Below are 12,127 nucleotides of genomic sequence, written 5' to 3'. Positions count from 1 at the left end.
GTTTTATTTTCCTCTTTTAAGGCGCCGTACGCAGTGTGTCTTGTACTTCTACGGGCGAGTCGTGTGCCAGCTGCAGGTTGTTGGACACAATTACCCATTGTCCGGCGCGCAAACCTTCGGTGATTTCTATTTCACGGTCGTTTTCGGCACCCGTTTGCACGTAGTGCCATTTGGCAATGCCGTCTTCTGTTACGGCAAACACTACTTTTTTGCCGCTGCGGACTACCACGGCTTCTTTGGGCACGCAGAGGGCGCGGTGCGATGGCACTTCCATTATGCCTTCGGCATGCATGCCGGGCATCAGCCCCGCCGGCGAGGATATGCGCAGCCGCAACTGCAGCATGCCCCGCTCGTTGACCACCGGGTTCACTTCGTGCAGCCGGGCTTGATAGCTGTGCCCCGGCATGGACAAGGGCGTGAGGCGGGCAGGCAGCCCCGGACGCAGATAGGGGGCTTCGCTTTCGGGCACTTCGGCTTCGAGGTAGAGGGTCTGTGGGTTGTACAGCCGGCAGAATACTTCATTGGCGGTGATGTAGTTGCCCGGGCTCCGCTTCAAGTCGGCCACCACACCCGCGAAAGGAGCATACAGGCGCGCGTTGCGCAGAGTGAGGCGTGCTTGCGCTACTTCTATCTCGGCAGCCCGCAGGCCGGTGCGTGTGCGTATGCGTTCGTGAAGGGTGGAATCGATGCCGCCATGTGGGGCACGCGGGTCGCCCCCGTAATCGACCAGTTCTTTGATGTAATCTTCATAGGCTTTGGCGCGCCGGGCTTCGGCACTGCTTACTGCCAGCTGCCATTCGTCGTCGGCAAGCTGTGCCAGCAGGGCACCCCGGCTTACCTGCCGGCCGTTGTGCACCCATATTTTATCCAGGTAGCCGCTGTTTTTAAAGCGCAGTTCGGCCATCTCGGCGGCTTTGATGCTGCCTTGCAGGCGAATACGGTAAACGAAGGTCTTTTCTTCGACAGGCGCAATACTTACCGGCGTGCTTTCGGGAAGCTGTACCTCTGCCGTGAAGCCGGCTTCACTCTCGCCGGGCTCGCTCTTGCTTTGGTTGCAGCCGCCGCTTGCCTGCACCAACACCCCCAAAATAAGCAAATGGAGTATTTTTCCTTTCATTAGTTTTAAATGTAATGATGCATTGGTTTTATGCAAATTTAAGGAATTTTGGTGGTTGGGTAGGTTTGAAATAAACACTTTGTGTTTTTGAGTGTATGGCTAAGGAGGTATTTTTATTGCCTGCCGCCATATGATTCAGCTTGTGTATTATGCACTACTCAAAAAAATGTGTTTTCTTTTGAGTAAACTCAAATTGCTCAACAGGCTTGCCCTTCTCGAAGACCAGCACCATAGGTACTATAAGGGGCTGTGGTGGTGCGTTTTTTGTAGCTATTTGGCATTGGCGGTCGATATTTTGCACATATCTTTGAAAATATGCTGAGGCTTCCCTTTCAGAGGGGGCATAGGCAATGTACAGGGTATTGCCCCCGCAGCCATGCTTTTTCAGGTAGTCGCCTATGGTTCCCAAACAACCGTGGCAGCCCATGGCAGGAATGACCAGTACGGTGTCGTAAGGGATGGTGTTTATATTGGCGGTTTGCTTAATGTAGTTTATCCATGGCGTGCTTTCGCTTTCTTGATTGCATGCTGCAGCAAAGAATAAGAACAATAGAGTAAAGGTTGTATGTACTTTTGAAGACGCTTGCATTTTGTTTTGTGGTTTTATTTGAAATATTGAGCGGGTATGAATTCTTTTTTGTGGTGAATATGTCGCTTTGTTTGAATGTAGGTGGATTTGCAAAGCGCAGGAAAAATATCAAAATGCTATCTTGTACACTGTAATCCTACTTTGGTTTTTTAGTTCGTCGTTTTCAGTGGAGTGCTCCCGCATCAGCAATGTGTGGCTATCCAACAGACAGAGAGGAACCCCCATCTCTTTGGGCAGGTAGACGCTGCACAGCACTTTCCCTTTTGGTGTAATTAATACAAGATAGTAGTTTAGGTCAGGAGCAATGGAGGGGAAATGTGGATTTTGCCGGATAAACTCTCGCATTTCGTCTTCATCAATTGCTTTATTGTATAAGAGTGCGAGTGTGTCAGGGTGTAAGAGCTGTATGTGTACGATTTCGTTATAAAGAAAATTATCGGCAATTTTATTGATGATAGGAGTGTTGTCTGACATAGGGGTAGAAAGCATCTTGAAGTCGGGTAGGTTTAAGGCAGTAGCTTTTACTTTTTGTGTGGTCCGGTAATCATATACATAAAGAATAGGTTCTATGCTCTGTATGGCATAAAGTAGATGGTTGACAGTATCACAAGACAATAAGAAACTGCCAGCAAGTTTGTGCTTTACTTTTCCTGTAGCAAAAATACTTTCTTCTTCATGATAACTACCAAAATAAGTAATATCCGAGTCCTTACCATTAAGAACTACCTTACTTAGGTAGGGATGTTTCTCTGAATTGTAAAACTCAGGCGAGTCAGTAAAACCTTGTGGAGGGTTAATTGCTATAAGTGAAGAGTCAGAACGAAGTACCTGTATCCATGTGAGAGGGGCGTAGGTGCCTTGACGGTCAAGGTAAACAGATTGAAGAAAATTCCCCTTTATATCAAAAAACATTACTTTGTTGATATCCGAAATAATTAAGGTGCTATCATCGAAAAAATTGATATTATGGTATATGTACCTGTATTCATCTATATTTCCCCCTGCCTTTTGAAAGGCATTTGTTTGTCTTGTGTTGAGGTTATATGTGACTACATTCTGTGCTTTAGGATTTGTGAGGATGAGCACTCCTTTATTGTTTTGTGCTTCGTAATACAGGTTGCTTTCCGCTATAGTATGGCTGTCTATTTTGATCAGCTTTACTTCCGGCTCTTGTTCAACGGATGCTGTTTCTTGCCGTTGCGAGCAAGCACCTATCAAGGCAAAGACTGTGAGAAGAACAATTATCTTTTGAGAGTTCATGGTTGATAAATTTTTTTAGGTGAATTAAAAGCCTCCAAGCATACTTGTTGGAGGCTTTTTTATTCTATTGTAATTGTGGGTTTTTCTTCTTGATTATGCAATCTACATCTCCTCTGCCGGGGCAAATGATTATATCGCGAGTTATAGTATAAAAACCTCGCACAATGCATATCGGATCATCTGACTGGGCTTTCGAGGATGAAGATATAGAAAGAATGGCACAGAGAAACAGTATTGCGGTTGCCAATAATCTTATTGCTTTCATAGTTGTTTGTATTTTTAGTTTTATTAGTAACATTCAATCTGTCTAATATCAACTTTACATTGATAGCTACCAGGTTCACCACATATTGCTACTTTTCTTACATTGCAATATCTTGCCGGAAGGGTTATTATATAATCCGGAGGGCTTCCTGCTGCTAATGATGTATTTATTACAGTGTCTCCTATGCATGTCATCATGCAAAGAGTTAATACCATCAATACTTTTTTCTTCATGGCTTTTAAGATTTTAAGTGAAACATCAAGTGAATCCCCTTGCCGGCGTGGGGTGTGTTCGCTGCATGCCTGTACAGTACGGCGCCGCATGCTTTGAACACTGCAAGTGTAAAAAAAAAAAAAAAATACGAGTCAAGTGTCTTGTGTAACTTTTTTGTTAACAAGTGAAATTGTTTTTAGTGTTGGTACATTAATTTTTGCTTCTTTTTCTTTTTAAAGAGGATAGTGTGTTATTTTATTCAGAGTCATAGTAGCTCCCCGGGCAAGGGAAAGACATAAATGGTACCCGTACTGCCCTGGGCAATGAGTTGTTTGCTTTCTCTGTCCATATGTAAAATTTTGAAGCTGAAATAGTCATCTTCTATATTACCCGTGCGCAGTTTGAGATAGCCTTTGGGGCGATAAGAGCCATTGGGCAGAATCTCCATAACGACTGCTTGTATAGATTTTTCCCGTAGTTTTCCTGTGCCCAGCCGCTCATTAAAGCAAACAAACAAAAAGCGGTCATGGGCAAAAGCTTGCGTAATAAGTCCGGGGACCAAGTAGGGCTTGCGGTATTCTTCCCTTTTTCTTTCTTTGATATCTACCTGCAGGCTGTCAAAGGCTCTTTTCATGGGCGGGGCTTGGGTGAGGTCCAGCTGCCAAAGTGTGTCGCGGTTTTGGGTATTGAAGGCAATGACAAAAGGCTGTGTAAATCCCACAACACAGACATATTTTCCGTTATAAAAAGATGCAACGTGTGCTTCATGCCAGTTGAGCCGCTCCTTGTAATAAGGAAAGCTGTAAGGAATTTGCGTATATACTTTGTTTTGATTGTACAGGTCAGTAACTACGATTTCATTACGCTTTTGCTTAGTATTAAATACACAACTATATGATTTTTTTTGATTAGGAACTATCTCATACGAAGTGTAAGCAGCAGCAAGTAAGTTTGGGTTTAGGTCTATTTTTTTACTTTGAATATACGTCGCCTTTGGAAAATGAAACACATCAAACTCACCGTTCAATCCATCCTCCACGTATATGGTGTCTTGTATGGCAAAAACTTTTCCCGGATAACCAAACTCACCGGGACCTTGTCCGTACTTCCCATAATAGCCTACTATGCGAAAGTTGGTGTCGGTTACTACGAGAAAGTGATTTTGGTTGGAAGTGATGAGGTAGTGATTCTTGTATTTAAAGAGCTCAAGGTCGTACTGCCAGAAAAGGGTATCATTGAAAGCATCTATTTTATGGATAGCCTGCAGGGTAAATGCAGGTAGCTCTTTAAAAGAGGCAGTTTCTTGTGTCTCTTCCGAATTTTTACATTGAATGAGCAGTAACATGCCTATGAATACAAGAAGGGCTTGTTTAAACGCTTTCATTGGTTTAGAGGTTAGTAGTTCTTGAGGTTAAAGGCGAAAAGAAAAAGCCTTTTTGCCTTTGTTTTTATTCGCCTATACTCGGAGAGCATTTGGCTACTGTGTATGTTCCATCTGTGTTTGTACAGACTACTGTAAGAGTGTTTCTACTATCCCTACCTGCTTTGCATGATTTGTTTCCGGTACAGGAAATAGATTGACCTCCGCCGCAAGATGCAGAGGCACTACATGCATCTGCTTCACCTGAGATGAAGCTTAGCGAAGCTGCTACGAGCATGAATCCAAACAGTACCTTTTTCATGGTTTTACATTTGAAACATCGAATGAATCCCCTTGCCGGCGTGGGGTGTGTTCTCCGCATGCCTGTACAGTATGGCGCCGCATGCTTTGAACACTGCAAGTGTAAAAAAAAAAAATATATATGAGTCAAGTGCCTTGTGTAACTTTTTTGTTAACAGATGAAATTATTTTTAGTGTTGGTACATTGATTTTTTGCTTCTTTTTAAGAAAAATGCCCGCCAATTGCTGCTTGGGCTTTTCTTTCCTTTATCATTTTGAGTGCTTTCCCCTTTGTCATTTCGAGCGCAAGCGAGAAATCTCGTTGCTTTCTTGTGGCGTGGCTTTGAAGAGAATTCTCACCTCACTGTGTTCGGTTTGAAATGACACTCTACGCTTACGCTCGTTCGAGATGACAAGCTGCGTTTCCATGAGGTTTGAAATGGCAAGCTATGCCGGGAGTTGGTGCCGGATTATGGAAGTGCTGACCAAAAAGGTGAGGGGAGTGTTTCAAGGAGGGGAATAAAAAAAGCTACGCCAGCCGCTCAACCACCTTACCCTTGCTGTATATTCCAACCCTGGGGGATTCGGCAGGAGCTGACTGCGTAGCGATGCAAAGGTAGGAAAAAATCTTTTCTATACAAAAGGGCAGCGTGCTATTTTTTGTCATACACAAAAGGGAAAAGCACCGGGTCGGGGTATATGAATTGATAGCCAATCTGTTGCAAGAGGCGTTTAGGCACTACTTTTTTGTGTGCTTGCTTGTGAGGGGCAGCCCACGGAGGCAATGTGATGCCCAGTTGCCGGGCTTGTGCTTCGAGTATGGCGCGTTTGGGGGGATGTAGCGGTGCCACGGCATTGAAAGTACCGTGTGCCGTGGGGGCACTCATCAGATGGACGAGGATGCTCACTGCGTCGTCGCGATGGACGTGATTCACCGGTGTATGGCCACCCGTGATGGCATCTTTGTTCATGAAGTACTTCAACAAAAAGCGGTCGTATCCCATCAGACCGCCCAAGCGCACAACCAAAGCGGCATCGACTTGAGAATGTACCAACTTTTCGGCTTGCCATTGCAGAGGGTTGCCCGTGTGTGTGGCATGTATGGGCGTGTCTTCGTCCACTTCTGCGCCATTGTCCGGATACACCGAAGTGGCACTCAGCAGAATAAGCCGGCTTGTCTTCGGCAGGAGGTCGCATACTTGCTGTAATGCGTCCAGATAGTGGGGCGTGCGTGGCGAAAGGCTGAACACACACACATCGGCTTCCAAGAAAGCACGCAAAGCGCCGGGGTTGAGCGCCGGCAGGTGCAGTTCATGCGCCTCTATACCTTGCTGCCGGAGCGCAAGTAGCCGCCCGCTTTGCCGGCTGCTGCCTTTTACTGTAGCCACTCCTTGTCTTAGACATTGTTGGGCAAGCGCTGTGCCCAACCAACCACAGCCCACAATGGCTACCCGTGTGATGGGGATCATAAGCCGGCGTTTTCCAACTGTTGCACATAAGGGCTTGAATCACCGGTGAGCTTCTCCATCAGCTCTGTGATGGCAGCTTTTCCCGCTTCGGACAAGCTGCTTTTCTCTTTCGATGCTTGCAAGAAAGCAGCCAGCAGTTTGACCGGTATTTCTGCCCATGCCGGATATTGCGCATAGATGGCATTGTTTTTCCAATCGTTGTAGCTGCAGCGGGCAGCCAAAAGCATAGAATGAAACAGCGTGTCGGCACTCACTTCGCCTTGCGCTATCAGTTGGCGCAAAGCACCGGTGAACAGGGGGCGGTAGGTGTCGCGTTCCTGTGCGATATGAAGCACTTCCAGATGCAGCAAATCGTCGGCATTGCCGCTTTGCTTTTCCAGTTGTTTCAAAAAATGACGCTCTACAAGGTCCAGCTTGCCGTCGGCGGTGAGCACATACACCACCGGATAAAGCAAACACAAACTTCGAAAGGTGGCTTCATCTACTTCATGGGGGCGGTTGCTGTTGTATTGTTCCCAATAAAAACGGATATCCATGGCGCGTGATTTTTTTCTAAATTAGCAAAAGAAAAAAAGCCTTACAATTCCTTTGTGGGCTTTTTAAGAAAACCAATCGAAATTTTGTTTTTCTTAGCGAATGTATTTTTTTTGCAATCTCATTTTGGTATAAACAAAAAACGTATGGCTATAATTAGTAAGATTAGACAACGTGCCGGCATTGCCATTATTTTCATAGCCTTAGGGCTTGCGTTGTTTTTGGTAGGTAGTGATATTCTGCAGACCGGAGGTTTGCGAGGGGGCAACGACCCCGTGGTAGGTGAAATAGACGGTGAGGAAATCACCTACACCGAGTTTAACAACTATTTGGAACCGCTGAAAGCCAACTTTGCCATGCAGGCAGGGCGCCAGCCCGACGAACAGACCATGCAGATGTTGCGTGAGCAAGCATGGCAAATGATTGTTTTTGAAAAAGTGTATCTGCCCGAAATCGAAAAGCTGGGCTTGGGCGTAGGCAAAGAAGAGCTGCGCGCCATGTTGATGGGCGACTCGCTCTTTGTGCATCCCCAAGTGTTGGCCGCTTTCCGCGACAGCACCGGAAAATTCAGCCGCCAGTTGGTAGAGCAATACCTGCAGTTTGTAAAGCAAAACCCGCAGATGGCTGCCCAATGGCGCAATTTCGAAGAAGGGCTCAAGCAAGACCGCTTGCAAACCAAATACCGCAACATGATACAACACTCTGTGTATGCTACTTCTTGGGAAGGCAAGCGCGAATATGAAGCCCAAAACAGCCGTGTAGAAATCAAGTATGTATTTGTGCCTTACGCTTCTTTGCCCGATTCGGTGGTGAAAGTAACCGATGCTGACCTTGAGCGCTATCTGAATCAGTACCGCGAGCGCTTCCCTGCCGAGGATGCCGTTTCGCTTGAATACGTGGTCTTTGAAGTGAAGCCTTCTCGCGAAGACTCTTTGGCTCTGCAGCAGGAGCTGCGCGACCTGGCAAAAGCATTGGCCGTAGCCAAAGACGACTCGCTGCTGGTGATGCGCGAAAGCGACACCCAAGCCCAATATGGATGGTATGCTCCCAATCAAATCCCCGATGGCGTATTTTCGGAAGAACGCCCGCTCATCAAGGGCGGTATTTACGGACCTTTCCTGCAAGATAACCGTTATATGCTCGTGAAGGTGATAGACGTAAAAGAAGACAGCGTGGAGTATGTGCGTGCCGCCCATATCCTTTTCCGCCCTGCCGGCGACAAGCCCGAAGACAAAGCCGATGCCAAGCGCCGTGCCCAGGAGGTGTTGGAAAAGCTGAAAGCAGGTGAAGACTTCGCTAAAATGGCGCGTATCTATGGCACCGACGGTACCGCTGCCAAAGGAGGCGACTTAGGATGGTTCGGGCGCAATGTGATGGTAGAGCCTTTTGAAAAAGCGGTCTTCTCTGCCGATAAACCGGGCTTGCTGCCATATCTGGTTGAAACGGAATTTGGCTATCACATCGTAAAAATCATTCACCCCAAAACCAATAAGAAGTACAAAATAGCCACCATTGACCGTGTGCTGGCACCCGGCCAGGAGGCTTACAACGAAGCATACGAAAAGGCGCAAATCTTCCTGTCCGAAGTAACCAACGTACAAGATTTCCGCAAGAAAGTAGAAGAAAACCCGGCTTTGGTGTTGCAACGTGCCGACCGCGTAAAGCCTGCATCCCGTGCCATTGCCGGCCTGAACAACGCCCGCGAGGTGATTCGCTGGGCATTCAAGGAGGAAACGCCCGTAGGCAAGTCGCCTTCTCTTTTTGAAATACCCGAGGAAAACAAAGTGGTAGTAGCCATCGTAACCGAGCGTTACAGCCAAGACAAGGTGGACATTAACTACTACCGCGATATATTGACTGCCGAGGTAACCAAAGAAAAGAAAGGGGAGTACATCATCAACAAAATGAAGGAAATCAAAGCAGCATCCAAATCGTTGGATGAGATAGCCACTGCCTACGGCAATGTGACCGTAAACACGGCTACCGTGCCTTTGAATGCCACGGCTATTGGCGTGACCGGCTTCAATCCTACCGCAGTGGGGCGTGCGTTTGGTTTGAAAAATGCCGGTGACCGTACCCCGCCTTTTGCCGCAGAGTCAGGTGTGTTTGTCATGCAACTGGTAAGTACACAGCCGGCTGCCGAAATTGCCGATTATTCGCAATATAAAAAGCAGTTGATTGACCGTCAGAAAGGCTCTACACCATTCTTCATGGATCAGGCTTTGCGTAAGATATACGAGGTGAAAGATTATCGTGGCAAGTTTTTCTAACAGATACAACACCATCAAACAATAAAGGGCGGGTATTTACCCGCCTTTCTTTATGTAAAAGAGATGCTCCGGAGGAGCAATGCCGCTACAGCCTGCCCTTGCAAACGGAGCGCAGCGCAGCTTGTCATTTCGAACCGAAGGCAGTGAGGTGAGAAATCTCAAGCAAAGCAAACCGCAAGAAGCAGAATAGATTGCTCGCTTGCGCTCGAAATGGCAAGTGGATGCTTGAAATGGCAAAGTGTCAAGAGGCAAGCGGCAGGAAAACCCGGTGGGAGTGTTTATGCCAACCACTTTTCCAGATAATGCCCCACCATGTAGGACAACACAGCCGCCGAGGTGCCCAAGAGCAAGGTTTCGGCAATGCCTTTCAACTTGGAGCTGCGGTTGACATGGGCTTTGAGATAACCCACCACCACGAAAGCGATGCCCGTGGCTATGCATGACACAGGGAAGAGCGGAAGCCTTGTGTCCACAAGCCAATCCCATACATACACCAGCAGCGGAATAGCCCCCACCAGCAAGAAGGCAATAAAGGTAGAAAGCCCCAAAGCAAAGGGCGAGCGTTCGTCTTTTATCATGCCCAGCTCTTCTTTCATCATCACATCGACCCAGCGTTTTTTATCTGCCGTGATGACTTCTACCACTTGGCTCAACAGTGGCTCTTCAAACCCCTTTTGCCGGTATATTTCGCGCACTTCTTCTTTTTCCCGTTCGGGCATATGTTCTACTTCCCAATATTCTATGCGTTCGTGCTTTTTATACTCTTCCTTTTCGGTTTTGGCAGACAAATAAGCGCCTACAGACATGGAAAAACCATCGGCGATGAGGTTGGCCAAGCCCAAGATAATGACCACGGAGCTGTCGAGGTGTGCCCCGGCGGCGCCGGCTACCACAGCAAAGGTAGTAATGCTGCCATCGATGCCCCCATAAACAAACTCGGCAATATAGTCACGCCACTTGCCATCGTTTTGATGCAGCCGGCGCTCTATGTGCTGTATTTTTTTATCTACCATTTTCTGCTGTTGATAATGAGTTTTGTAAAGAAAAGCATGAGTGCAGCCACCGACAAGAGGTAGGCAGCACTGCGCAGGTCTATGAGTCCTTTGCTCATGCCGTAGTAATGATAATCGATGCCCATCTGCATGACATAGAATGCCCAGTCGGCGGTTTCGCGTATTTTGGCAATAGAAGAGAAGCCGATAAAAAGGGTAAAGCAGAGAAACACCCCAATAACGAAGGCGGTGATTTGGTCACGGCTCAGCGAAGAGCTCAACAAACCGATGGCACAAAATACACCACCCAGCAACAACAATCCTATATAGGAAGCAAAGATGCCCGCTGCATCTATATTTTTCGACAACAACACTTCCCCCTGTGGCGAACGTATGGGGACGGTCCCCAGCACGTCCAGGCTGTAATAATACACCAAGGTAGGCAGCAGTGTAAGCCACACCAGAGCCCAGGCAGCAAAGAACTTGCCCAAAATGATTTCCCACTCGCGCAAGGGCTTGGTAAGCAACAATTCCAGTGTGCCGTTCTTTTTTTCTTCGGCAAAGGAACGCATTGTGATGGCCGGAATCAAAAACATAAACACATAGGGCGCAAAGTAAAAGAAAGTGCTCATGTCGGCAAAGCCGTAATCCAACACGTTGGTATCAGGAAAAACCCACAGCAACAAGCCCATGGCCGTAAGAAAAGCAGCCATGACGATATAGGCAATCAGGCTGTTGAGAAAAGCAGTTACTTCACGCAAAAAGATAGTGAACATGGCATCGAGTTTTTTTAAATCGCTTCGTTTGTGTTTTGAGTGAGTTGGCGAAAAATATCTTCCAGGCGGTTGCTTTCGTTTTGCAAGCTGAGCATGTTCCAGCCGTTTTGTTGAATGAGCGCAAGCAGAGCCGGCCGCAGCTTGTTGCTGTCTTCACAGCTGATTCGGTAGGCAAAACCGGCGCTTTGCTGCACCTGGTGCACCCCGGGCAGGGCTTCCAGCAGCGTGCTTTCAACAGCGTGCCCAAACTCTACACACACCACCCGGTGTTGCATCATGCGGCGCAGTTCGGTCATGGAAGCATCGGCGACCAGCCGCCCACGGTTAATGATAATGACGCGGTCGCAAAGCATTTCTACTTCTTGTAAAATATGCGTGGAAAAAATAATGGTTTTATTGGCAGCAGCTTCTTTAATCACCTGCCTTATTTCCGCTATCTGATTGGGGTCCAGCCCCGAAGTGGGCTCGTCTAAGATAAGTACCGGTGGGTCGTGAATGAGTGCCTGTGCCAAACCCACCCTTTGGCGGTACCCTTTCGAAAGTGCCCCTATCTTTTTGTGCTGTTCTCGTTCCAGACCACAAAGCGCCACCATCTCTTCGACACGCCGGCTCAAGCGCTGGTCCCTGATGCCGTGTATATGCCCTATGAAACGTAAGAACTCGCGCACATACATGTCGGTGTAGAGCGGATTGTGCTCGGGCAGGTAGCCGATACGCCGGCGCACTTCCATGCTTTGTGTGCCCACTTCATAGCCACACACACGCACATGGCCGGCATTGGGTGTCAAATAACCGCAAATCATTTTCATGGTTGTGGATTTTCCGGCACCGTTCGGACCCAAAAAACCTACGATTTGCCCGGTTTGTGCTTCAAAAGAAATATCATCTACGGCGCGTTGCGAGCCGTATAGCTTACTTAAATGCTCTACCACTACTGACATAAGCGTATGCTCTTGTTTTCAAGCGAAAATAACACAAATAA

11 protein-coding genes are annotated in these 12,127 nt (G+C 47.4%); 1 reads left to right on the top strand and 10 read right to left on the bottom strand.

Annotation, left to right across the window (positions count from 1 at the left end):
* Nucleotides 1–16 precede the first annotated feature (16 nt).
* From QVE43_RS04445 to QVE43_RS04415, 7 genes are all read right to left on the bottom strand, one after another.
* Entirely contained in the window at nt 17–1,117 is a 1,101-nt protein-coding gene (locus QVE43_RS04445; RefSeq protein ID WP_288004605.1) for an efflux RND transporter periplasmic adaptor subunit, read from the bottom strand.
* 154 nt (nt 1,118–1,271) lie between these two features.
* Nucleotides 1,272–1,706: a hypothetical protein gene (locus tag QVE43_RS04440; RefSeq protein WP_288004603.1), complete on the bottom strand. Its 435-nt coding sequence runs from the start codon at nt 1,704–1,706 to the stop codon at nt 1,272–1,274.
* 108 nt (nt 1,707–1,814) lie between these two features.
* Nucleotides 1,815–2,966: a hypothetical protein gene (locus QVE43_RS04435; protein WP_288004601.1), complete on the bottom strand. Its 1,152-nt coding sequence runs from the start codon at nt 2,964–2,966 to the stop codon at nt 1,815–1,817.
* A gap of 288 nt (nt 2,967–3,254) precedes the next feature.
* On the bottom strand, nt 3,255–3,464 hold the full coding sequence (locus QVE43_RS04430; protein WP_288004600.1) for a hypothetical protein: 210 nt from the start codon (nt 3,462–3,464) through the stop codon (nt 3,255–3,257).
* A gap of 245 nt (nt 3,465–3,709) precedes the next feature.
* Entirely contained in the window at nt 3,710–4,828 is a 1,119-nt protein-coding gene (locus QVE43_RS04425) for a hypothetical protein (protein ID WP_288004598.1), read from the bottom strand.
* A gap of 929 nt (nt 4,829–5,757) precedes the next feature.
* Nucleotides 5,758–6,573: an NAD(P)-binding domain-containing protein gene (locus QVE43_RS04420; RefSeq protein ID WP_288004596.1), complete on the bottom strand. Its 816-nt coding sequence runs from the start codon at nt 6,571–6,573 to the stop codon at nt 5,758–5,760.
* Nucleotides 6,570–7,109: a hypothetical protein gene (locus tag QVE43_RS04415; RefSeq protein ID WP_288004595.1), complete on the bottom strand. Its 540-nt coding sequence runs from the start codon at nt 7,107–7,109 to the stop codon at nt 6,570–6,572. Before QVE43_RS04415 ends, QVE43_RS04420 begins: the two co-directional genes overlap by 4 nt.
* A 144-nt stretch (nt 7,110–7,253) precedes the next feature.
* On the opposite strand from QVE43_RS04415, the gene QVE43_RS04410 reads away from it, so the two are divergent.
* On the top strand, nt 7,254–9,377 hold the full coding sequence (locus QVE43_RS04410; protein ID WP_288004594.1) for a peptidylprolyl isomerase: 2,124 nt from the start codon (nt 7,254–7,256) through the stop codon (nt 9,375–9,377).
* Nucleotides 9,378–9,655: 278 nt separating this feature from the next.
* On the opposite strand, the gene QVE43_RS04405 is transcribed toward QVE43_RS04410, so the two are convergent.
* From QVE43_RS04405 to gldA, 3 genes are read right to left on the bottom strand one after another with little or no spacing between them, the layout of a single operon-like run.
* Nucleotides 9,656–10,390, bottom strand: coding sequence for a VIT1/CCC1 transporter family protein (locus tag QVE43_RS04405; protein ID WP_288004593.1), 735 nt, complete (start codon nt 10,388–10,390; stop codon nt 9,656–9,658).
* Nucleotides 10,384–11,145: a gliding motility-associated ABC transporter permease subunit GldF gene (gene gldF / locus QVE43_RS04400; RefSeq protein ID WP_288004591.1), complete on the bottom strand. Its 762-nt coding sequence runs from the start codon at nt 11,143–11,145 to the stop codon at nt 10,384–10,386. Before gldF ends, QVE43_RS04405 begins: the two co-directional genes overlap by 7 nt.
* 14 nt (nt 11,146–11,159) lie before the next feature.
* A complete protein-coding gene (gene gldA, locus QVE43_RS04395; RefSeq protein ID WP_288004589.1) occupies nt 11,160–12,086 on the bottom strand; it encodes a gliding motility-associated ABC transporter ATP-binding subunit GldA in 927 nt (308 codons plus the stop codon).
* Nucleotides 12,087–12,127: the final 41 nt, after the last annotated feature.

The sequence above is a fragment of the Thermonema sp. genome (assembly GCF_026003375.1).
In the GTDB taxonomy this organism is placed as follows: Bacteria; Bacteroidota; Bacteroidia; order Cytophagales; family Thermonemataceae; genus Thermonema; species Thermonema rossianum.
The sequence above is the reverse complement of the archived record's forward strand: the minus strand, read 5'-3'. Positions and strand labels throughout refer to the sequence as shown.